We start from the raw sequence: 22,632 nt of genomic DNA on the forward strand, positions 1-22,632 counted from the left end.
GAAGCAAAAACCCCTTCCGTTAACTATATAAAGGAAGGGGAAATTATTCAGTTTTTCTATTCTATTGTTCTAAGCCTAGCGTGAAGCTCCCGCACCTGCTGAAGTACGGCTGCGGTCGAAGCAATCGCTGCAAAAGACCGGGCGATCATACTTGGGCACAAATGGCACGGTGGTTTGCTTACCGCAGGAGGCGCATGTTACCGGATGGCGGACACGCTCGGAACGTCCGGAACGATCTGACGAATTGGAAGAAGCGAAATTACCAGTTGACCGGCGTGCCTTGCGACAGTCAGTACAACGGCTTGGTATATTCACTAATCCTTTTTGAGCGTAGAACTCTTGCTCACCGGCAGTCCATGTAAACGAAGCTCCGCACTCGCGACACTGTAGGGTCTTATCCTCAAAACTCACCTTGGGCCTCCTTAAGAAGTAGCCGTGAAATCCCTGAAACCGGAGATTGCGATTGTAAAAGTTTGTCTAGCTTCGATAAATGTATTTGATAACATTTATCATAAAAAGAACTTGCTCATCTTAGCAGCTAACACATGTCCCAGTTGATAATAGGAATTGCTAATTAATATGCAACAAGCTAAGTATAGCGATGTGGACTGGGACATCCGGTCGGGGGCGGACAGTCGAAAACCACCATTGCCAATTAGAATACATTGCAAGCTAACCAAGCAAATTCAAAGTCGCCTGATTCTCAGGTATTTGAAGCTCCAAACTATAACTGGTTATTTTGTGTGCGAGTTCTAAAATGAGTACAAAGTAAATACTAGCAAAACTTTTTTACAAATGCAATACTTTTTTAACACATAGTTAAAATTTATTCACCAAATAAAGGTCTTTTCAAAAGATTTAGCCGGATTCTTCCTTTATACACACTGGAACGGCTTCAGAAAAGCGGTTTATAGGGAACTGCTATTTTTTAGGTCATTTATTGAATATATTTCTGTGCGCATATACAGTTCCCATCCTGACAGGAAATTTGTACAGAATTTAGGTTCATAAGGAAGGTTTACTCTGGCAGCGCGGTAAAGCGATAGCCCTTACTCCGCTCGGTATAGATAAATCTAGGATTCTGGGCATCATCTCCCAATTTCTCGCGCAAATGACGGATATGGACTTTAAGGTATTCCAGTGCATCCTGATATTGCGGTCCCCATACTTTGGTTAGCAAGTATTCGTGGGAAACCACCTGACCGGGATTACTAGCAAGCAAATACAACAAATTGTACTCAATCGAAGTAAGCCGCACCTGCTGATTATCAAGGGTTACATTTTTAGTCACAAAATCAATCTTCAGACCCTGGTATTCCACCATGTTTTTAATAGCGGTGGTTTTGGAACGCATAGTGCGCCTTAATTGCGCCCGGATGCGTGCCATCAATTCAAGGGGACTGAACGGCTTGGTAATATAATCGTCTGCGCCTGCTTCCAACCCACGCACCTTCTCGATTTCATCATCCCTGACCGTCAGAAAAATAATCGGCACATCAATATTCTCGCGGCGGATACTACGGCAAGCTTCCAAACCACCCAAGCGCGGCATATTCATATCAAGAATTACCAGATCAGGATTCTCTTTGCGAAATAGTTCGACCGCCATTTGCCCATCTTCCGCGCTGATTATTTCCCAATCAGGTGAGTTCATCCTAAGCCCAACGCTGATAACTTCCACCACGTCTGGTTCATCATCGGCTATCAAAATTTTTACCATAACACTTTTTTCTAGTCTTGATTTTTCAAGATAGCTTTAGTCGCGCACCGCTGTAAGCGAGCGTTTCTTCGTGCTTGTTATAGGCACAGTAACAGGCAAATTAAAATAAAAAGCGCTACCCTCACCGGGGGTACTCTCAACCCAGATACGACCACCATGCAACTCAACCAGACTTCGCGCTATACTCAAACCCAAACCTGTTCCAATCTTGCTCCCCTGAGTATTGTGCGCCCGATAAAACCTCTCAAAAATTTTCTCTTGCTCTTTTTCAGCTATCCCCGGTCCATTGTCACTGACACACACTACTATATTTTGCGATTCCTCCCGCGCTTCAAGCTTAATTGTACCCCCATTCTGGGTATAGCGGTTGGCATTTGATAGCAGGTTTGTAACCACCTGTTCTAATCGCCTGCGATCACCGCTAACCGTTGCTAATTTTGGAGGAATCTCTACCAATAAAGTCTGATTCTTACGATCAGTCAAGGGACGTATAGTTGCCACCACATCCTGTAATACTTCCGAGAAATTAACCGAATGTAGCGAAAGTTTGAGCCGCCCATTTTGAAGTTTTGCCATATCCAGCAGGTCATTCACGAGGCTGTTAAGGCGGTCGGTGTTGCGCTCGACATTCTTAATAAGGGTAGATTGGGTAGCGCTTAATTCTTCGGGTGGTTGCGATAGCAGCAAAATAGTAGAAGCTTTTATGGAAGTCAGCGGAGTGCGCAATTCATGGGACACTACCGACAGAAAATCGCTCTTTAGCTGCTCTAATTCTTGTAAACGTTGCACATTTTGGCGTTCAAGCTCATATAAGTAAGCATTCTTTATTAGCAACGACATTTGTCGTCCCAACGCTCCTAGCAATTCCTGATCGCTTTCCTCGAAAGCCGGACCGTTCTGGCGCAAAATCGACAAACCGCCGCCATCTCGGTCATCCCAGTGCAAAGGCACTACCAAAATTGCTTCCTGCCCGTTATCCTGAACTATTCTTAGCGGCTTTCCTTCGATTACCACCGTTTCCAGATCGGCATTGCTCAATACCAACGCGCCCGCCTGAATACCGCCGCGTGAGTCGTTCGGTAATGGTTCGTAGGCAGCATCAACACCCGACCATGAAGCGCTGATAGTCAATTGCTGGAACTGGTCGCGTCCGGTCAAGAAAGCAACACAAGCATCAACATCCAAAGCTTGGGGCAAGCTTTCTACTGTTTTTTGCATCAGCTCTTCCAGTTCGAGGCTGGCGTTCAAACGTTCGCTCAAGCGATTCAAGGCGGAAAGAGCTTTAACCTGATGGTTCAACTGCGCTGACAAAGCCTTTTCACGGCGTGCCACTTCTCGTTGCTGTTGCAAAGCGCGGGTCATAGAGCTTCCCACGCTCACGAACACGAACATTGCCATTACTTCACTGATTACAATGGTAAGGTGCAATTCATTCCAGATAATGTGACTTATGAACATCGTGGCAGCAATAAACATTGCACCCACGCCTGCCGTCAGAGTCATGGCATTGCTAGAGTTGAAATCGAAACTGGCTTCCACCACGATAAGATAAATTAGCACGAGGAAAGGGCTGTATATACCACCGCTGATGCCAATAGCGAGACATGTCACCGCTGCATCAAATAACGAAATTGGAATGTTACCGTTGGGTTGTCGATAATGATAGCGGAGTAGAATAAAAACGCCATTGCCAATTGCCACCAGTGCGGTGAATTGGAAAGCCCGCCACATGTTTTCGGGGTTTTTAACATCCCCGGCGAGGTAAAGTTGCAGCAATAAGCCCAGACCCACCACCAACCAACGCAAAATTACAAATACCCGCTCCACAGTGAAGGGGATATTGTCGCCGGATTGGAATGAGCTTCCCGCCTCGTTTGCTGTATGTTTGCCAGCCAACCTGCCGAGTCGAGCGCTTATATTCGCCGGTTTTAAAGCGATCCGAGTTTTTATACGGGGTTGCAAATTTTAATACTCCAGACTAGCGCGAGCAAGTTGCTAATGCGCCTCTTAACTTCTGGAGACAGGATCAGGTTTTTGTTCTAAGCCACCGGATGTTGCGGAGTCATCCCAACCGCTATCCTCCCAGATTCCGGTAGCTTTAACGCGGTTATTTTCTTTGGCTTTTTCCTGCTCTTGTTTATTTGCCAGCCATTTGGCTTTACGTTCTTTGTAGTTAAGGAAATAAAACAAGCGGTCTCCCGCTATGTAGCCTATTAGAACAGGCAACAAAAATATTGCCATATCTACTGCGCTACCACCGCCGGGAATTGCGCCCTGCCCGAAAACCGCCACTCGTAGGTTTGCCAGCCCATAATAGGCTGCTACAAATACATCAAGCCCGATAAAAATAGAAACCAGCAATTTTACAATTTTTAACATTTGTCTGTATATCTTGGAGGGTTCGCTTCTCTCTAAAAAGAGTGCGAACCATCATTAGTATTCAGGAAAACTTTAGGGAATTAATCTGGTAGCTTCCGTATTAATTTCTCGTTCAACTAGGATTTGAATCCCAGCCAAAACTTTCTGCCAGTAACGCTGCCTTGCTTCCCGCTCATTTTCTCCGGGCAGATTCTCTTGGTGAAAACTGATGGTAGTTTTGTTACCATTCGGGATTGTCCTAACCTGCACCGTGGAAGCTTTTGACCAGCCTTTCGGCTGCCAAGTTAAACGGATATTTACGCCGGGATTAATTACCTTGATTTGTCCACTTATTCCTTCATCTGTTTGGTATCTTTCGCCCTTTACCAAATTCAAATGCGGGGTTTTTCCAAGCCATAGGTTTATTACTTCCGGTGAGGTAACAAGCTCCCAAGCTTTCTGATGGGAAATCGGAAAGGATTTCCGAACGCCTATCTCAAATCCGGCAGACTTTGTAAGTCCCAAAACCTTTTTATCATTTATAGCCATATTTTTAAACTGTTATTTACTAACCCCTAGCTTCCACATAATTATAACTCAAGAATTGCTTTAATTTCCCACAATTTCGAATTTGAAACTAATTTTGTAGAATAGACTCCCCAATAGTTTTTATGAGTTGTAGCCTACTTTTCGTGATTTGCCTGGGGTAAAAATCTCCAAGCTGCGAATATGCCACCTATTAGTACAAGTGCCCATAACCCTAAATTTATCAGGTCGGAAACCAATTGAGGTGACTTGTCGCCTTGCTGTAAGGTCAGGTCAACCCAAGCAGATACCGCCTTCTTGCTCAAACGCTCGCCCTGTCCGCCATCCCAAACCGCGAAAGCTACCTGCGTACCGTATTCGTCACCCGCCTTCGTACCTACCAAATCAACTGCGTTTTTGCGATCACTCAGTTTTTCTTGGCGCATAAAAATCAGAGTCCACGTTTTGTTGACCGGATCGTAAACGGCTTTGCTATCAGGGTCATACTTTGCCGGGTCAATCAAGTAAGCGGGGTTTGGTCCGACCCAGTTTTTAGCGGCTTTGAGACCGCCACTGGTTAAGACCGGCTCAAAGCCTTGCGCACGGGTAATATCAGCGTCACGCTCTGCTTTCCATTGCCAGATATTGACTAGCGCATCGATTTGACCCATGCAGCGGAAAGCTTGCCGCCCTACGTGCTGTTCAGGGTCGAGAGGGAATTCGATAGCCGCCGCATCGCTAAAGGTTTGCTGAGTACCTTGGACTGTCTCGCCTGTATTTAGGGAATCATCTTTCCACTGTAGCCAGATAGCAACATTTTTACCATCGTGCGCCGCTTTTGCCCTTATTTGGGAAACCGAACCGCCGTATTCTTTTACGAAAAACTGCGCGCTCAGAGGTACAATTGCCGCTTCTACCTTCGCGCCACCCGGTAGTGTGGCGTTGTCATCCCAAACAGGCGCATTGGGGTTTAAAAACGTGCTACCTTGATCAGGCAGATAAAGTGCTACTAATTTATTTGTATCCGCGCTTACGGGCTGAAAATTTACAGCCCACATTAACATAGCCAACGCAAAAGCCATGCCGATTACCGCTACTGGATACATCCGGTTGGAATGATGCACAGGGACGGGCGCAGAGGTTGTAAGCTGGCTTTGTATCTTGTCTGTTATATCAACTGTCTCCATAAGATCTCCATCCTTACCAGAAAAACCGCTACTTGGTAGGTGTAGGCGTGGCTTGATCTAGCGCCTTGACTGTTACGGGCGCTCTTTTTAACTCAGAAATATAGTCCACGATTGTATTCCGCTCGTCTACCGTCATCTGGATTGCAGGCATCCAAGTGGGTTGCATCGGCCAAAACTCGGTTCGCGCGGTAGAATATTGGCTGAACCATGGTTGCACGTTCGGTCCTCGGTTGCTATCAGGAACTTTAGTAGGATCTTCAATCCAAGTATAAAGCCAATCACGGGTGCGACGGCTGCCCACTTCGGTAAGGTTTGGAGCAAGCGTAGTTCCGGCGCTGCCTATAGCGTGGCAGTTGAGGCAACCCTTCTGCATTATCAGCTTCTTGGTACTAGCAAGCTCTGCATCCAGCGCCGCTTTCTGTTGAACTCCCGCAGGAGTAGTCTTGTCGGCATCGGGATATTTGGCTTTCTGTGCGGCGTTTGCCGGAAGGTCGGCACTAAAGTTAGGATTCTGAGTATAAGTCAGCACCTGCAAAACATCATCCCAGTTTCCGTAGATAATATAAGTAATTATGAAATCAATTTGCTCATCGGTTAAAGGACCACCAAAGTTGCGAGACCAAGCGGGCATCGCTATACCCGGTTGAGGACTGAATTGACCACGAGTCATGGCTTTGTTAATAAAATCGTAAGTAGAATTGAAATCAAAGTTTTTGTCGCCCGGTTTCCAGCTTGGACGATTAAGGGCGGGACCAATTGCGCCTTCTCCCTTTGGTCCATGACATTGAGAACAGTTTGCCGCAAAAAGCTGCGCCCCCTTCAGAATCTCTTCATCCCGGTTTGATATTGTTGTTAGAGAAGCACGACTGTTATCGTTCAAGATATACAAGAGCATCCCCAGCACTACGGCAAGCGCAAACGCAATGCTCATCACCATTCTGGTGGACATTTGATTACCTTCTATTTCACTAACCCTGGTTAATTCAAGAACTTCAAGCTATCGCTTTAAGCCTGAGTCTGCATTGAAACATTATGTTTTTCGCGACGAGTTATTTTCCCAGTATCCACAATTACTCTACCGCCAGTGGTAGTCATTGCCATATAATCCAACGGGCGAGGAGCAGGTCCACCAAAGTTTTGACCGCTATAAATGTAGAGAGAACCATGGCAGGGACAGTGAAAAATCCCTTTATAGCTTTTGCCTTCGTAAGTGCCGCTTTCATCCGGCGCCCAAGGTACGGTACAACCAAGATGCACACACTTCCAGTAGAGCGCCATAAAACCGCCGCCATCCTCTTTCCGCAAATGTACCAACCATAAGCGACCATCCGATATTTTTGTGACAGTACCTTCTGGATAATCGGTAACAGCGCCTAACGCAATTTTGCTACCGAAAGTACCCACTTTCTTAGGCCAGAAGAAAAGCAGAAAGGTTGCCGCGCCCCCAATGGTAAAAGCAGTCATAGTACCTAGAAAGGAATTGCGCATAAAGCGGCGGCGGGTTATTTTTGCCTCTTCTTCCAGTTCTTGAGGTGTAGGCTTATACCCCCCGCCATCCTCGCCGGTTTGCTCTGGGGTGGTTACAACTACCGGCTTACCATCCTTATATATAATTGCCATTTTTAAGAATCTCCCTCAAATTACCCGGATGATAATTTCTAACCGGAATAAGCTGGTAACAATTTTTCAAAAGTGTTGCCTGAATTAATGCTTAGGAGGCATCGCCCAAGGCCAGAAGAAATCCTGACCGGGACCACGCATTGCCGTACCAACTATAGTTAGAATGAAATAAGAAATTACAAAGCCAGTGAATAATGCCTGGAATATATCCCGACGGTCTGCTCCAAACCGCTTTCGCACTATAAAAGCCAGCAAAGTGGCTAGCCCAAATATAGCTAAAAGCGGTATTACCCAGTTACCTAACACTACATCAAGGCTGGTAGGCGCGAACCCAAATTTATCGGTAGGATCGCCACCCATAATCGGCACTTTTATGCTGGACAGGAAAGTAGAGCGCAAAATCTTATTTAGGTTAAACAGCACGTCAAAGGCAATGAGGAAAATAATCCAGCCAGCAGTAAAAACCGCGCTGAAAATTACCACCGCTTTACCTCTGTCGCTTGTAAACCAGCGCCCCATTTGCCCGGTTCCGGTATCAAAGTAGGGTATCAGCCCAATCAGCAACAATGCGCCGCTAGGAATAATAACCCCCGCCAGAGCCGGGTCCATATGCAGCAAAAGCTCTTGCAAGTTTAAGAAGTACCAAGGCGCTTTGGAAGGGTTGGGAGTTTGCTCCGAGTTAGCAATACCTTCCAAAGGCGCATAAATCAACGCCGAGGTAATGAACAATGTTATGGTAAAAACTATGGCGCATAGGAACTCTATCATTACCAGATGAGGCCACACATGCACAATGGTAGAAGGTTCTTTGTAAGGAGGCGTATTGACCGACTCCTTTTTAATTACCGCCAGCAAACGATGGCTACGCGCTTTATCAAGTGGATTGCTAGGGTCTTGTCGTTTGCGACGGGCAATTTCACGCTCTGCTTCGGTACTGGCATCGACAGTAGCAGCAGTTTGTTGACCCTCTGGATTTGCCTTACTTTCAATTTCTGCCATACGAAAACTACTTCCTACGGGGCTGATTCAAACACCCGGTTAGATTAACTACAAACCGCCGCTAAAACCATCTTTGCGGACACGCCAAAAGTGTACTGCCATCAACACGGCGGCGATCAATGGTAAAGCAATCACATGGAGTGTGTAGAAGCGTATAAGCGCGTTCTGACCGATTTCATACCCACCGATGAGCAGGAATTGGGCTTCAGGACCAAGAAAAGGAGTAACTTTTGCGATATTTGTACCGACCGTAACCGCCCAGAAAGCCAGTTGATCCCACGGCAATAGGTAGCCGCTAAAACTGAGCAGGAAGGTTACTACCAATAGTAATACGCCCACAATCCAGTTAAACTCACGGGGAGGGCGATAGGCGCGAGTGTAAAACACGCGGCACATATGCAGAAAGACAGTTATAACCATTGCGTGCGCCGACCAGCGGTGCATATTGCGCAAGAATTGTCCGGCAAAAACTACCGTTTCGAGGTCTTTTATATTCTGGTAGGCTTGCGTAACCGAAGGCACATAGTAGAACATCAAAAGCACGCCGGAAACGGTTAGCACCAGAAAGAAGAAAAAACTCAACCCACCTAGACAGAAAGTATAAGTAACTTTTAGGGAAGCACGGCGGATTGTAGTAGGATGCAGATGAAGGAAAACATTGCTCATAGTCGCCAGTGAGCGAGTACGGGCGCTATCGGGCCAACTATGTCTGAAAATGCTTTTCCAGACTCTAGAACCAAACTCCTCAGTACCTTTGAGGAAATTTTGAACAAATTTCTGGGAATCTTTATTGGTAGCCATTCTCCGGCTTCTCCTCTTGTGAGAAAATGCAATTGGAAGACGGGAGATGACCTGGCTAAGTCATCTCCCGCAACCAAGTTTATTTGGGAATTGGCGCGCTTAAACCCTTTTCACTGACATACCAGTGGTCTTTCGGGTCGCTGTAAACAAAGCGTGCCATTTTAATTGCCTGAGTGGGACAACGTACCACACACAAACCACAACGAATACATTCATTCTCATCGAGAATGAGGGTCTGAGCTTCTGACAAAGCCGGGTCAACCTGATATTGGTCTGCCCCTGCAACCCCCATCAGTTCGCTCAGCGGAACCAGACGGATGATTTTCTCAGGGCAAACATCTACACATGCGGCACATAAAATACAAAGGTCGGCATCTATCAGAATGTTATAGGCGCATTGCAGGCAGCGAGTGGCTTCCTTCATCGCCATTTCACGGGTAAAGCCCAGTTCAACTTCTATTTCAAGATTCCGGCGCATGTCCTGACCCCAACGGTTCTCAAGCGGAAGAGTCGGCATGGGCTGGCGATCAAGTTTTTCATAGTCAAGGGTGCGGCGCCAGACTTCCAGCACTTCATGATTGCTCCGACGGCGGGGCGGTCTGTCTCCGGTAAGAAATTCATGAATACCGTTCGCAACTTTGTGACCATCCGCTACCGCCGAAATAATATTGCGCGCGCCTTCGGTATAATCACCACCGGCGAAAAGGCGCGGAACGGAGGTCATCCACGAATCTGGATCGCGCCAAACGTTGCCGTTCTTGAGAACCCGCACACCTAATTCCTTCGGGAAGAAATTTACGTCACTCGATTGCCCGGTTGCCGCCAACACTACATCGCAGGGAATTATAAATTCGCTACCCGGCACAGGGCGGGGAGAACGGCGACCTTTGGCATCGGGTTCGCCCAGTTTGTTGCGAATCATTTTGATAGCAGTAACTTTACCGTTCCCATCACCCAGTACCTCAACTGGACTTACTAACCACAAGAAATCAATATTCTCATATTCCATTTCTTCCATTTCGGTTTCATCCATAGGGGCTTCTAACTGGGTGCGGCGATAGGCAATATAGACTCTTTCTGACCCCATACGTAGCGAAGAGCGGGCGCAGTCGGAGGCGGTAAAGCCCGCGCCGATTACAACCACGCGCTTGCCTACTGTGGCATGTTCGGGATGGTGGAAGTTGATTTTTTCCAGCCACGATAGACCGTACTCAAACCCTTTCAGATTTTCGCCGGGGATACCAAGCTTAGAAGGTAGTTGGCAACCGGGTGCAAGAAATACCGCGTCAAAATTCTTCAACAGATCGGTAACCTGCACATCCTTGCCAACCCGCGTGTTAAGATGAATCTCAACACCAAGCGCATCCATATATTCATCTATTTCGTTCTGTACCACATCGCGAGGCAAACGCCAGATTGGAATACCACCCACCAGCATACCACCCGGTTCAGGGAACATATCGAACACTACGGTGCGATAGCCCATAATGCGCAAGTCACGCGCACAGGCAAGACCGGCAGAACCTGCCCCAACAATCGCAATCTTTTCCTTGCGAGTAATGGGGGGACGCTTTGGTACAAATTTATCACTACGGAAATCGCTGGAACTGCGTTTCAAATAACAAATACGAATAGTTTTATCAATCAAACCTCTCCGGCAAGTGCTTTCACAGGGACGGGCGCAAATACGACCCAGAATACCCGGAAATACATTATCACGCCGATTCAGCAAATAAGCTTCATCAAAACGCCCCTGCGCTACCAAACCAATGTAGTTACTCACATCGGTGTGAGCAGGACAGGTATATTGGCACGGTATATTAGTGCGAAACCAGTCGGTATCGGGCAATTCAGTTGGGTATGCGCCATCAGACGCTTCTGCAAAGCGAATATCCGCGTTTTTCTGAAATTTGTCATTCATCATTCTTCTTCGTCGATGCCTCCGGTTGCCTTTTGAATATACATTACGATTAAAATTGAAATCACTATCATGGCAACAACTACGACTAACTCAAGTGACTCACCGACTACCATAATATTTTACTTCCTGTTCTGAAGTTTGTAAGAGCCGGTAAAGCTCAAATAATAGGCTTTGAAGATTAGAATAATATTGGAAGCAGCAGCAATTTCTAAACAGCGGAGATTGGCAGTTAGCGGTCGGGGTTTACCCTTATTTACCACTCTTTTACCAGACTTTAACCTTAAATTGATTATAGCACTCCGGTTTGAGTTCGTCAAGGCTATCAGTGACTTTTATCACATAACAATATCCCATCAGTAAGCTATAAACAATGCTCGTTGCCATCCTGTTCGGCTTCCGCTTCTACACTTCTAATCCAATACTTGAGCTATAGCTATTAGCTATTTTCTCAATAAAAAAATAAAATGCAAACACTAATGAGCTTGCTATAAAATTATACCAGAACCGCTAATAATGGAGTACTCTTATCCGATTTACCACTAAAGTAGCCTGAAGCCAGTATTTATATACTATAGCAGTATGTTTTCGCTAATGGATTTAGATAATAATACTATCTTTGCTTGGGTTTACTAGCATAGGAAATTCAATGTTTAGCCCGTATTCAAATAGTTTTTCTAACAACAGTTTGAAGCTTGGTAGCACATCACCAACCTAATACCCCATTCAAAGCTTTATATAACAAATTTTTCTGGTAGCTATGGTATATTTTACCTCAAAGAACTTAAAAGGCTTATTAAAAAAGGATTTAAAAGTGCGCTATCCCGCTTCCCAAAGCTTTAATATTAACCCTCAAACCAAATCAGGCTACGGAGTGTGAGAAACTATGACTGCCTTTGATATTGCACAATATCGGCTGTTCAATCAAGGTATCAGCTTTGCAAATTTCGACAATCCGGCGCAGGTTGTATTTCACATGGGAGCAGTGCAGGCTCAAGATTATCCCGGCGCGCTGTGGTCGCTAGGTCTCCGAATGAAGGAAGCTACTCAGGCAGTGATCGAACAAGCCATTACTGCACGTAGCATCGTCCGCACTTGGTCTATGCGCGGTACGCTTCATTTTGTGGCAGCCAACGATGTCCGGTGGATGCTTAAATTCCTGACCCCACGAATAATAACCGGAAATGCCGCCCGCTATCGAGAATTGGAACTGGATGATGAAACTTTTCGGCGCAGTGAAAAGGTTATCAGCAAAGCTTTGGTGGGCGGCAAACAATTAACCCGCCCGGAAATTTTCGAGGCGTTGGAACGTGAAAATATCTCTTCCAAAGGGCAGCGCGGTATCCATATATTAGGGCGGTTATCTCAAGAAGGGTTGCTCTGTTTTGGCGCACATCTCGGAAAGCAGCCGACTTTTGTTTTGCTGGACGAATGGCTTCCACCTTCCAAAGATTGGAACATAGAAGAAGCGTTGGCTGAACTTACCTTGCGCTATTTCAACGGGCACGGACCGGCTACACTCCTTGATTTAGAGCGATGGGCGAGTTTGAGGAAATCGGAAGCAAAAGCGGGGTTGGAAATGGTAAAGTCACAACTGCGGCAAGAAAAGGTAAACGGGCAAATTTATTGGCTGCCCCCAGTTGGGGGGGATGAGCTAAAGCAGAATCAGGCAATACATGTGCTACCGGGCTTTGATGAATACCTACTCGGTTATAAAGATCGCAGCGCAGTATTAGATCCAGAACATTTTCAAAAGATAGTACCGGGCGGCAACGGTATGTTTATGCCTACGATAATTAGTAATGGTCGGGTAGTGGGAAAATGGAAACGCGAGGTTAAAAAGGATAAGCTCTTAATAACCCCGTCTCCTTTTAATACGCTGAGTCCGGCTGAAACTCTTGGTTTCAGAGTAGCAGCCGAACGCTATGGGCATTTTATGAATAAGCCGATAGAAGTAAATTAGTCAGGCTTTTTTCTAAGCCGCCGACTCAAGCTCAACCGTCTGTATAGGCAAGAGCGGTAGGCAAAACGCACTGGAGAGCAAATCCAGCGGCGCAGCAGGAGTGCGATAGGGACCTGCTGCCAACAAACCGAGCGCGCCGGGAGAGGTTCCACCTTTTCTGGCAAGCATGCTCCACATTTCATCTTCAGTGCGACCTTGAATCTTCACAAGATTCTGAATCAACTCGCGCATCAGCACTTCTTTTACCACGCTGTTCTCGCTAGAAAGCTTGAGCAAAGCAACTGCCATTCCGCATAGCTGAAAAATACCGGAATTCTGCTCATACTCGCTGCTAACCTCGTTGCGATGCCAGTGCCAAATACCTTTATCAAAACGGGGCGCAACCTTGCGATAATAACCATTAAAAGTAGCCACCGCTTTTTCGATTTGGCGCAAAGCTAGTTCAAACTCATCTAACCGGAGGTAACAAACCGTCAAGCTTACTCTTGCGCCCAAATTGGCAGAGTCGAAACGCAATGCTTCTTTATAGAAGCTTGCCGCCTTCTCCCACGCACTATCCTTCATATGATAATGCCCTCGGTAGGTTTCTGCCCAGCCCAGATAAAATTTCAGGTTGCGGCGTTTGTCTAGCGTTTTTGCCGAAAGCAAGCGCCAGCGTAACTGTTTTGCAACATCTTCCAGATCGCGCATCTCGCGCACTTGCTGAAACAACGCTGAATCCTCGGTGGACGGTGCGCCGCGCATATCCTTAAACAAACCAAACAAGCTTGCCAGCAGATAAGCGGTAAAAAACACTCCCAATGCCACTATGCTTAGCAACAACGCTAACCACCATGCCGCAATACTGAAAAAAAGAAAGGTCAGGCTGACATAGCAGACAGCCAGCACTGCATTAACCAACGCGACTCGACTTGCCCGTTTGGTAGTAAAGCCCTCCCCAACCTCGCGTCGGTACTCCACAACACTCAGCCCGATTTCGATGAAAAGGATAGAAGCGGCTAAGAGTGCTGCAAACGGCAACAACAGTATCAACACAATCAGGGTGAGCTTGGGCGCAAGAAATTTCAGCGCACCAGCATTTCCTAATACGAATTTGCGGAAAGCTCGCCCTTCCGCGCCCCAAAATAATTTCAACATATATGTTTGTCCTATTTTTGTTCGAGTTAATTTTAATTATTGTATAGGTATATAAAAGAGAAGACAAGATATTAATGTTAACATTTTACGTTAGCGGCAAGTGAAGTTAATTAATATTCGTTGCGGAAAGGGCGCGACTCTGCTTCTAGAGCGGCTGCAATTGAGGCTTGCTGTTCCTCAGGGGTAAGGGGTTTTTCAGACTCAGCGAGGTCTTTTTCTTGCAAAATCTGGTAATAGGTCACTTTGCGCTCTGCCATTTCTTTAAAAACGGCATCGCGCTCGGCTACTTCCGCACGAACCGGGTAACGAACGCGCCAGAACAGGAAAACGAATAGCCCAACGGGTGGGGTGATTATGCCAATGAAAGCCCAGAGCCAGCCTTGCATCCCGCGTTTGTCCGCTTCAACCCGCATCCACAGCGCCTGAATGAGCCATGCTAGGGTTAGAGCCAGCAAACCCGTCATCGCCCCGATATTTTTCAGCACCTGTTCCCAGTTCATGCGATGCCTACTTTATTATACGCAGATGGTTGCGTTTTCGTTCCTCTTTTTTCTGACCATTAGACTTTGCCTGCTGCTCAACCCGCGTTTCCAATTCTTGAAATTCCGATTCTTCTTCAGTGGGGCTATCCTCATCCAAATCGGGCGTGGGCGGGTGATGTAACGCCTCAAGGTAGGCAGGTTCTACTGGCGGCGGAGGCAATAGGTGTGTTTCCAAATCTTTCACTGTAAATTCCTCACCGTAAACGCCCAGAATTTGTTCCAAAAATTCTTTGGAGTCGATAATGGTGTAGCGGTAGCCCTGCTCAGTTAGGAACAATTGGCGGTTGGCGGCGAAATCCTGATCGCGGGTATCGCGGGTCACAATCGAATAGAAGTAAGCTGGCAACCCGTTTGATTTGGGGCGCAGAATACGACCCAAGCGTTGCGCCTCTTCTTGTCGCGAACCGAACAAACCGGAAACCTGAATCGCCACATTCGCATCGGGCAGGTCTATGGCGAAATTGGCAACCCGGCTTACCACCAGCACCTTGATTTCGCCCGATTTAAATTGTGAGTACAGCTTGGCGCGTTCCACGTTGGGAGTTTTTCCGGTAATCAGCGGTGCGCCGATCATAGCGGCAATGCGCCCCAACTGTTCCAGATATTGCCCAATAACCAGCACATGATCTTCGGTGTGCTTCCGCAGAATAGCGTTTACCAGCGCATATTTACGCGAACTTATCGCCGAGATGCGATATTTGACGCGATTATCTTCTTCCAGCACATACTCCATGCGTTCTTCTTGCGGCAAATCGGTACGAATCTCGTAGCACTCGGCGGTGGCAATCCAGCCGTTTTCTTCCAGTTCTTTCCACGGCATATCATATTTCTTGGGACCGATGAGGGAAAATACATCGGTTTCGTGATTATCCTCGCGCACCAACGTAGCAGTAAGACCCAAACGGCGGCGTGCCTGTATCTCGGCAGTAATCCTGAAAACTGGAGCGGGTAGCAAATGCACCTCATCATAGATAATCAAGCCCCAATCGTAGGCAGTAAACAATTGCAGGTGTGGAAACGCGCCCACTTCGCCCGTTTCGCGATTAACCGTCATAGGGCGGTAGGTAATCATTTGGTAGGTAGTGACCGTGACAGGCTTGATTTCTTTTTTATCGCCGGTATATTCACCCACCTGATCGGCGGTAAGCGTGGTTTTATCCAGTATTTCGGTAATCCATTGCCGCACCGCGATGGTGTTGGTGGTGAGAATGAGGGTTTGAGCTTGCACCAAATCCATCACACCCATACCCACAACCGTTTTACCCGCGCCACACGGTAGAACGATTACCCCGCTGCCACCACTAGAACTACCTCCCGCATAAAAACTGCCTGCCGCATCCATTTGATAATCACGCAAACCAAAGGTTTTGCCACTTAGGGTAATATTTCGCAGTGCAACATCAAGCCGTTCCCCATCCACATAACCCGCGAGGTCTTCGGCAGGATAGCCGAAAGCCACCAGCGCCTGTTTTACAAAGCCTCGCCGCGCCGGGTCAATTTCAATGGTGTGTTCGTCCAGCCGTTTCCACACATATTCCGAAACGCTTTTGCTGCGTTCCACCTCAGTAATTAGTAGTTTATCCGTGCTACGCAAAACCATACGCCCGTTATCTACTTCCAGTTTGATGCGCCCGTAGCGAGAGATATAATCTTTGATATCAACTATGATATTACCGGGCAAGGGGAATTTGCTATAGCGGGCAAGGGCTTCCACGATTAAATCCGCACCCATGCCCGCCGCCGCCGCATTCCACAGAGATAGCGGAGTAATTCGATAGGTATGAATATACTCAGGGCTTTTCTCCAGTTCGGCGAAGCGGCTTAGCTCATTCCGCGCATCTTCATACTGAGGGTTATTTACTTCCAGAAGCACGCTCTTATCGCTTTGGATAATCAGCGGGTTTAGCGGGTTATAGGTCTGATTCACGTTTAATTACCTTTTCAGTCAATTTTGGTTTTCTTTGAGAATTATATCATAAGGTTTTGGTAAAGAAATTTTCACATTCCTATTGACAAAATGCTCAAAAACCGATAGGCTAATATGGTAAAACCCTTGCAAAGTTCCTCAGATTCTAATTTTGAAGAATACCGGGATTCTCCCTACACTTCAAACCAACCCGATGGTCTGGCGAGCGGTTTATCAATAAGCGGTTTCCGGTGATTGCGTTTTAATCACCCCCCGATGATATCTGGTGCCTGAGCACGACTCAGTGGCTGGCGCGTCGGTTTACCGAAAAGTTCTGTTCTTGATATGCAAAGGAGAAATGACCCATGGCAGGTCTAACGCTCGAACACGTCTACAAAAAGTACAGCAACGAATTTATCGCGGTTAAAGACCTTAACCTCGAAATCAAAGATCAGGAATTTCTGGTTCTGGTAGGTCCTAGCGGTTGCGGCAAATCCACCGCACTTCGCATGGTAGCCGGTCTAGAAGAAATCTCCTCTGGCAACCTTGTAATCGCTGGCAAGCGCGTCAATGATGTGCCCCCAAAAGATCGCGACATAGCGATGGTATTCCAAAGCTACGCGCTTTACCCCCATATGAGCGTTTACGATAATATGGCATTTGGTTTGAAGCTGCGCCATACCCCCAAAGACCAGATTAAGAAAAAAGTACAGGAAGCCGCCGATATGCTCGAAATCGGTCACTTGCTGGATCGCAAGCCCAAGCAACTCTCCGGTGGTCAACGCCAGCGCGTGGCGCTAGGTCGCGCTATCGTGCGTGAGCCAAAAGTGTTCTTGATGGATGAGCCACTTTCGAACCTTGACGCTAAATTGCGCGTCGCCACCCGCACCCAGATTAGCAAGTTGCACCAGCGCCTGATGACCACCATCATCTACGTTACCCACGACCAGACCGAAGCTATGACGATGGCTGACCGTATTGTGGTTCTAAAAGATGGCATTTTGCAGCAGGAACCTGACACCCCGCAAAACCTTTATGACTTCCCTGACAATATGTTTGTCGCAGGCTTTATCGGTAGCCCGCCTATGAACTTCTTTGATGCAGTTCTCACCGGGGACAGCCAGACTCAGTTCCTAGATGCCGGTACTTTCAAAATTAAAGTTCCAGAGCAATTCAAGCGCGACCTCGCTTCTTCCCTTAATAAAGAAGTAGTTATGGGTATTCGCCCTGAACATATCAGCGACCAAGCTCTATCAGCGCAAGATTCGAACGAATTCAATACCGCCAACGTGAAGGTTGAAGTGGTTGAGCCAATGGGTAGTGAAGTTTATGTATATCTTGCCAGCGGCAAGCATAACTTTATCGCTCGACTCGACTCGCGCACCCGCTCCCGCCCGAACGATGACATGAAGGTAGTGTTTGAACTGAACCAAATACATGTGTTCGACAAGGTAACCCAGAAATCGCTGGTGACCCGCCACAATGTCGAGCGACCTAACCGAGGTTAAGATTTTCGTAGAATAAGTATATCAGGCAAGGGGTTTTTACTCCTTGCCTTTTTTATTTATAAATGGTTTTAACTCTTTGTAGCACCAAGTTCCAATCCCAACAAAACGTTCGAATGTGAAAGCCTTCTTTGATCTTGGAGGGGCAAGCGTTTTAAAAATGCGCAATAATTTTATCCTTTTGGGCTATAATAGGCAGGTAATAATTATACAGAACCAGATTAGAGTTTTTTCGAAGGAGCATTAGCGCTTTGTCTTTCGCGATTCCTACCTTTCTGCCTACGCTTGAGCAAATCCTTGACCCAAACCCTTTGATTCTGCCCCTTGAAACCCCGGTAGATCAACTATTGAACTTGCTTGGACAATCCAAAAGTTCTTGTGCCCTTATAATGGAGGGTCCCCGGTTAATCGGGATTTTTACCCAACGCGATGGGGTGAAATTGGCTGCTTCCGCCGCTGCGTTAAAAGACATAGAGGTTAGTAAGGTAATCACCCGACACGTTATCACTATTGCAGAAGAGGATTTTGTAGATATTTTCTCCGTGCTGCGCCTGTTTCACCAATTCCATATCCGCCACCTGCCCGTCGTTGACCAAGAAGGACATTTAACCGGAATAATAACTACTGAAAGCATACGCCAAGCCCTCCAACCCTTGAATATGTTCAAGCTCCGTGAGGTTAAGGATGTTATAAATAATCAGGTGTATTATATCTCGCCACAAAACTCCGTTATGGATGTAGCCCGTATGATGACGGAACAACGGATTAGTTGCGTGATAGTGGCAGAGTTGAAAACAGGGGCAGGGGTTATACCGCAAGGTATTATCACCGAAAGAGACATTGTAATGTTGCGCTCTCAACACATAGATTTTGAGCATACTCCGGCGCAAACAGTTATGAGCAGCCCCTTACATTTGCTGAAATCCGAAGATACTCTGTGGCATGCGCATCAATTAATGCAGCAACTACAGGTGCGTCGCCTCGTGGTGGTGGGAAAGCATAGCGAACTTGCCGGAATTATCACGCAAAGTGACTTGATAAAATTGCTCGACCCGGTTGATATGGTTACCACGTTGGAAATGTTTCAGCGAACAATCCAACGACTGGAAAATGAAAAGCTCGATTTGCTTGAGAATCGCAACAAAGACCTAGAGAATATGGTAACGGAACGGACAGGTGAACTGCAAACGGCAGTAGAGCAGACACAAATCGAGCTTGGCATCCGAAAGCAAACCGAAGAAACCTTGAAACGGGCAAACCGAACAAATAAAATGCTCGGTGAAGCTAACGAAGCAATGTTAAAAGCCTCAGATGAAACGGCGCTATTGAAAGAAATCTGCCGCATTACTGTAGAAGAGGGCGGTTATCCCCTTGCATGGGTAGGATTTGCGCGAGAGAAAAACGAGAATGTGGTTCAGCCGATGGCATACTGGGGAGAGGGTGGAGATGCCCTCGAAAACTTGAGTGAAACTTGCGCTAACGCTACTACAGAAATCGACCCAACCTGTCGCGCCTTTCAAACATCTCGTCCGGTGATATGCAATAACTTTCAAGGAAGTTCAAGCTGTACTGCCTGGCAAACTTTCGCTATACAATTGGGTTTTACCTCTTCAATTGCCTTGCCACTGATTTACATGGAAAAGTTATTGGGCACTATAACCATTTATGCCACCGCCCCAAATTCCTTTTTCCATGAGGAAGTGGAATTATTGAGCAAGTTGGCGGGAAATCTAGCTTATGGCATAACTACCTTGCGCACCCGCCAAGAGCGAGAAAAGGCAGAAGAGCAACTCCGCCAATCGCAGAAAATGGAGGCGGTTGGCAGGTTGGCAGGAGGGATAGCGCACGATTTCAACAATATACTCACCAGCATATTATGCGAAAGTGACTTTTTATTACAACTCCTTCCTACGAATAACAGTTTGAGAGAGGGAGTCGAAGAAATCAAAAAAGGAAGCGAACGAGCAACTGAGCTAACTCGCCAACTCTTGGCGGTCAGCCGCAAGCAAGTGCTACAACCCCGGTTGTTTAATCTGAACGATACCATCCAGAACACCGAAAAAATGCTCCGTCGCGTTATCAGAGAAAATATCGAATTACAGGTGATAATTAAACCGCAAATCCCTGCCATTAAAGCCGATCCCGGACAACTTGTTCAGGTTATCTTGAACCTTGTAGTTAATGCCAAAGATGCAATGCCCAAGGGCGGAAAACTGGTTATTGAAACAAGCGTTGTGACAATGGAAGAAGAATATTTCAGCCAGTATTCCAGCCTGAAACCGGGACAATATGTGCTGTTATCTGTAACAGATACCGGGCTAGGTATTGCGCCGGATATTCTACCCCATGTTTTTGAACCTTTTTTTACAACAAAAGAATTGGGCAAAGGCACAGGTTTAGGGCTTTCGACCGTGTACGGGATAATCGAGCAAAGCGGCGGACACATTGAGTTGCACAGTCGGTATGGTTTCGGCACAAGTTGCAAAATCTATCTTCCGGCAAGCAAAGCTGAAGCGAGCAAAGCTTTGAAAAGGCAAGTTGAAAAAGTTGCAATTAAGGGCAACGAAACAATCTTGGCAGTGGAGGATGATGACAAAATTCGGAAAATAGTTGGCTTAATACTAGAGAAAGCAGGCTACAAGGTGTTAAGAGCCGCCAATCCAGAGGAGGCTCTGGAGATTTCCAGAGAATACAACGAGCCAATACATTTGTTGATAACCGATTTTATTATGCCCGGCAAAAGTGGATTAGAACTGGCGAAAGAAATTGTACAAATGCGACCTTCTACCAAAGTTCTGCTTATGTCCGGTTACGGCGACAAAGGCTTTTCTATCGATAAAGAACTGGAATCAAAAATAGATTTTTTACCGAAGCCTTTTACATCCAGTAACCTAAATGACAAGGTACGCGAGGTGTTAGGAAATTCGACGCTGACTATACCGGTTTCCCCCCCTATATAAGCTCAACCAAACTCCAGTCGCACTAAGCATGATAGGTTGATTGACTCCTCTAGATGGGTTACAATTCGCCATGCTGAAATTACCCGACAATTTTGGCGAAAAAGAGGATAAATAATGGAACGATTTGCCCGCACCGGTTACAGCGAGGCGGAGGTGGAGGCGGTTGCCGAACGTTATCTGCAACAGTGCCACACCGAAGAACAAGAACTGCTCAATAATAACCTTCTGGATGAACCCACCCTTAATTCGCGCCTAGAAGAGGTGCGCGATAAAATCAAGGTTACGCAGGATTATCTGGCGCGGTTGCGCGGCGAGGAGGTACTCGATCCGGATGAGGCGAGGCTGCGCCACGAAATCGAGACGGACAGCGCGCGTGGTTTAATCGCGATGGATACGGTCTATAACTATCTGCGCCCGGATATTCACCAGTTCGAACGAGGCGAGGGCATTGTACAGGGCAACAAGTTTATTCTGCAACGCAAAGAAGGTCGCCTAAGTCTGCAAATCCCGCTGCCCGGCTTCGAGCCGCTGGATGAGGATGAGAATCCACCCCTGTTGACCGAGCAAGAAGTACGCCGCGAAATGGCAATGGTGACGGTGACGGAAATTGCCCGCGCTGCGCTAGGCGATTACGCCGCCCGTGTGATGCATCTGCTCTTTGAGATTGCCAATGATTATCCGCACTGGCGCACCCCGAATATCACTTTCTCGGTCAATGATTTTCTCGACCGTCTGGGCTATGCCCGTGACAAGCGCGGCATCCACTACAGCAAAAACCGTCGCTACCTAATGCGCACGTTGGTAGCGTTGCTAACCACTCAGATTGCGGCGGAACGCCCGGTATATGATAAGGGCAAGAGTTATCGCGCTACCGTCCTACAATCGCTGCTTACCAGCATCCGCACGCTCTACGATAACGAGGAGGAGGCGAACCGCAATCTCTCCACATGGGAATTGTTCGAGAAGGGCGTACCGGGCGATATTATTCAGGTGCAAATCGGACAAGAATGGTACGAAGGCGTGCGGCGGCGCGATGGCAGACCGGGCAACAATTACACCCTTGTGCCGCGCCTCGCCGAACCCAAAACGCTGGCAAATCCGGTTCACACCCGCACCGAAGATCGGCTGGAAAGCTATCTTTATACCCGCTACAAAGAGTTAAAGTATAGCAAGTTGAGCATTGGGATTGCACGAAGCACCGCGTTAGAAAAAGCGGGCATCACCACCAAAAACGTAACGCGCGCCACTCAGATTTTGCAAAAAGCGCTGGACAAGCTCCAATCGAAAGGGGTTATCATCGGCTACAACCCACAGCCTTTGCCCCTCCGCTCTAACGAGGTGTTCACAGTCGAGCTAAACGAGTCGGCTTTCTACCAGCGGCGTGCCGCCGAGAAGAAATAAAGGGGGAAATTCAGGTCGTTACATATATAACAGCCTAGTTAAGGGATTTTTTCGGTATCAAGGTTTTTCCAGAAATAAAAAAGCTCCTAT

At 47.0% G+C, this 22,632-nt stretch carries 18 protein-coding genes; 4 read left to right on the top strand and 14 right to left on the bottom strand.

The window, feature by feature from the left end; genetic code table 11:
* Nucleotides 1-75: 75 nt before the first annotated feature.
* The 11 genes from OZ401_RS11215 to OZ401_RS11265 all read right to left on the bottom strand — a co-directional run bounded on the left by OZ401_RS11215 (nucleotide 76) and on the right by OZ401_RS11265 (nucleotide 11,134).
* Entirely contained in the window at nucleotides 76-411 is a 336-nt protein-coding gene (locus tag OZ401_RS11215; RefSeq protein WP_341468326.1) for a zinc-ribbon domain containing protein, read from the bottom strand.
* Nucleotides 412-1,018: 607 nt separating this feature from the next.
* A complete protein-coding gene (locus tag OZ401_RS11220) occupies nucleotides 1,019-1,720 on the bottom strand; it encodes a response regulator transcription factor (RefSeq protein WP_341468327.1) in 702 nt (233 codons plus the stop codon).
* 36 nt (nucleotides 1,721-1,756) lie between these two features.
* Nucleotides 1,757-3,682, bottom strand: coding sequence for a sensor histidine kinase (locus OZ401_RS11225; RefSeq protein ID WP_341468328.1), 1,926 nt, complete (start codon nucleotides 3,680-3,682; stop codon nucleotides 1,757-1,759).
* 45 nt (nucleotides 3,683-3,727) lie between these two features.
* Nucleotides 3,728-4,099, bottom strand: a complete 372-nt coding sequence (locus tag OZ401_RS11230; RefSeq protein ID WP_341468329.1) for a hypothetical protein — start codon at nucleotides 4,097-4,099, stop codon at nucleotides 3,728-3,730.
* A gap of 72 nt (nucleotides 4,100-4,171) precedes the next feature.
* The gene (locus tag OZ401_RS11235; RefSeq protein ID WP_341468330.1) at nucleotides 4,172-4,627 is read right to left on the bottom strand and encodes an SRPBCC family protein; all 456 of its coding nucleotides are present in this window, start codon (nucleotides 4,625-4,627) and stop codon (nucleotides 4,172-4,174) included.
* Between the two features lie 134 nt (nucleotides 4,628-4,761).
* On the bottom strand, nucleotides 4,762-5,790 hold the full coding sequence (locus OZ401_RS11240; RefSeq protein WP_341468331.1) for an ethylbenzene dehydrogenase-related protein: 1,029 nt from the start codon (nucleotides 5,788-5,790) through the stop codon (nucleotides 4,762-4,764).
* Nucleotides 5,791-5,818: 28 nt separating this feature from the next.
* Nucleotides 5,819-6,739, bottom strand: a complete 921-nt coding sequence (locus tag OZ401_RS11245; RefSeq protein ID WP_341468332.1) for a c-type cytochrome — start codon at nucleotides 6,737-6,739, stop codon at nucleotides 5,819-5,821.
* A gap of 56 nt (nucleotides 6,740-6,795) precedes the next feature.
* Complete coding sequence (locus OZ401_RS11250; RefSeq protein ID WP_341468333.1) at nucleotides 6,796-7,410, bottom strand: QcrA and Rieske domain-containing protein; 615 nt, start codon at nucleotides 7,408-7,410, stop codon at nucleotides 6,796-6,798.
* Nucleotides 7,411-7,494: 84 nt separating this feature from the next.
* On the bottom strand, nucleotides 7,495-8,409 hold the full coding sequence (locus tag OZ401_RS11255; protein WP_341468334.1) for a cytochrome b family protein: 915 nt from the start codon (nucleotides 8,407-8,409) through the stop codon (nucleotides 7,495-7,497).
* 48 nt (nucleotides 8,410-8,457) lie between these two features.
* Complete coding sequence (extP, locus tag OZ401_RS11260) at nucleotides 8,458-9,210, bottom strand: selenite/tellurite reduction operon b-type cytochrome ExtP (protein WP_341468335.1); 753 nt, start codon at nucleotides 9,208-9,210, stop codon at nucleotides 8,458-8,460.
* Between the two features lie 79 nt (nucleotides 9,211-9,289).
* On the bottom strand, nucleotides 9,290-11,134 hold the full coding sequence (locus OZ401_RS11265) for an FAD-dependent oxidoreductase (protein ID WP_341468336.1): 1,845 nt from the start codon (nucleotides 11,132-11,134) through the stop codon (nucleotides 9,290-9,292).
* Between the two features lie 880 nt (nucleotides 11,135-12,014).
* Between OZ401_RS11265 and OZ401_RS11270 the strand changes: the two genes are divergently transcribed.
* The gene (locus tag OZ401_RS11270) at nucleotides 12,015-13,091 is read left to right on the top strand and encodes a winged helix DNA-binding domain-containing protein (protein ID WP_341468337.1); all 1,077 of its coding nucleotides are present in this window, start codon (nucleotides 12,015-12,017) and stop codon (nucleotides 13,089-13,091) included.
* A 12-nt stretch (nucleotides 13,092-13,103) separates the two neighbouring features.
* On the opposite strand, the gene OZ401_RS11275 is transcribed toward OZ401_RS11270, so the two are convergent.
* The 3 genes from OZ401_RS11275 to OZ401_RS11285 all read right to left on the bottom strand — a co-directional run bounded on the left by OZ401_RS11275 (nucleotide 13,104) and on the right by OZ401_RS11285 (nucleotide 16,697).
* Complete coding sequence (locus tag OZ401_RS11275; RefSeq protein WP_341468338.1) at nucleotides 13,104-14,228, bottom strand: tetratricopeptide repeat protein; 1,125 nt, start codon at nucleotides 14,226-14,228, stop codon at nucleotides 13,104-13,106.
* 110 nt (nucleotides 14,229-14,338) lie between these two features.
* Nucleotides 14,339-14,728 carry a hypothetical protein gene (locus OZ401_RS11280; RefSeq protein ID WP_341468339.1) on the bottom strand — a complete coding sequence of 130 codons (390 nt, stop codon included), beginning with the start codon at nucleotides 14,726-14,728 and terminating at the stop codon, nucleotides 14,339-14,341.
* Nucleotides 14,729-14,735: 7 nt separating this feature from the next.
* A complete protein-coding gene (locus tag OZ401_RS11285; protein WP_341468340.1) occupies nucleotides 14,736-16,697 on the bottom strand; it encodes a DNA repair helicase XPB in 1,962 nt (653 codons plus the stop codon).
* 344 nt (nucleotides 16,698-17,041) lie between these two features.
* Between OZ401_RS11285 and OZ401_RS11290 the strand changes: the two genes are divergently transcribed.
* From OZ401_RS11290 to OZ401_RS11300, 3 genes are all read left to right on the top strand, one after another.
* The gene (locus tag OZ401_RS11290) at nucleotides 17,042-18,184 is read left to right on the top strand and encodes an ABC transporter ATP-binding protein (protein ID WP_341468341.1); all 1,143 of its coding nucleotides are present in this window, start codon (nucleotides 17,042-17,044) and stop codon (nucleotides 18,182-18,184) included.
* Nucleotides 18,185-18,432: 248 nt separating this feature from the next.
* Nucleotides 18,433-21,141: a CBS domain-containing protein gene (locus tag OZ401_RS11295; protein WP_341468342.1), complete on the top strand. Its 2,709-nt coding sequence runs from the start codon at nucleotides 18,433-18,435 to the stop codon at nucleotides 21,139-21,141.
* A gap of 114 nt (nucleotides 21,142-21,255) precedes the next feature.
* Nucleotides 21,256-22,542 (top strand): hypothetical protein, encoded by a 1,287-nt coding sequence (locus tag OZ401_RS11300; protein ID WP_341468343.1) that lies wholly within the window; start codon nucleotides 21,256-21,258, stop codon nucleotides 22,540-22,542.
* The last annotated feature ends 90 nt before the right edge of the window (nucleotides 22,543-22,632 follow it).

Source organism: Candidatus Chlorohelix allophototropha (genome assembly GCF_030389965.1).
Classification (GTDB): domain Bacteria; phylum Chloroflexota; class Chloroflexia; order Chloroheliales; family Chloroheliaceae; genus Chlorohelix; species Chlorohelix allophototropha.

Bases quoted from the DNA above. Each gene is read 5' to 3' on its own strand.
- OZ401_RS11220 (WP_341468327.1), bottom strand. From the start codon at position 1,720: ATGGTAAAAATTTTGATAGCCGATGATGAACCAGACGTGGTGGAAGTT.
- OZ401_RS11300 (WP_341468343.1), top strand. From the start codon at position 21,256: ATGGAACGATTTGCCCGCACCGGTTACAGCGAGGCGGAGGTGGAGGCG.
- extP (WP_341468335.1), bottom strand. From the start codon at position 9,210: ATGGCTACCAATAAAGATTCCCAGAAATTTGTTCAAAATTTCCTCAAA.
- OZ401_RS11235 (WP_341468330.1), bottom strand. From the start codon at position 4,627: ATGGCTATAAATGATAAAAAGGTTTTGGGACTTACAAAGTCTGCCGGA.
- OZ401_RS11280 (WP_341468339.1), bottom strand. From the start codon at position 14,728: ATGAACTGGGAACAGGTGCTGAAAAATATCGGGGCGATGACGGGTTTG.
- OZ401_RS11290 (WP_341468341.1), top strand. From the start codon at position 17,042: ATGGCAGGTCTAACGCTCGAACACGTCTACAAAAAGTACAGCAACGAA.
- OZ401_RS11275 (WP_341468338.1), bottom strand. From the start codon at position 14,228: ATGTTGAAATTATTTTGGGGCGCGGAAGGGCGAGCTTTCCGCAAATTC.
- OZ401_RS11245 (WP_341468332.1), bottom strand. From the start codon at position 6,739: ATGTCCACCAGAATGGTGATGAGCATTGCGTTTGCGCTTGCCGTAGTG.
- OZ401_RS11270 (WP_341468337.1), top strand. From the start codon at position 12,015: ATGACTGCCTTTGATATTGCACAATATCGGCTGTTCAATCAAGGTATC.
- OZ401_RS11255 (WP_341468334.1), bottom strand. From the start codon at position 8,409: ATGGCAGAAATTGAAAGTAAGGCAAATCCAGAGGGTCAACAAACTGCT.
- OZ401_RS11230 (WP_341468329.1), bottom strand. From the start codon at position 4,099: ATGTTAAAAATTGTAAAATTGCTGGTTTCTATTTTTATCGGGCTTGAT.
- OZ401_RS11240 (WP_341468331.1), bottom strand. From the start codon at position 5,790: ATGGAGACAGTTGATATAACAGACAAGATACAAAGCCAGCTTACAACC.
- OZ401_RS11265 (WP_341468336.1), bottom strand. From the start codon at position 11,134: ATGATGAATGACAAATTTCAGAAAAACGCGGATATTCGCTTTGCAGAA.
- OZ401_RS11250 (WP_341468333.1), bottom strand. From the start codon at position 7,410: ATGGCAATTATATATAAGGATGGTAAGCCGGTAGTTGTAACCACCCCA.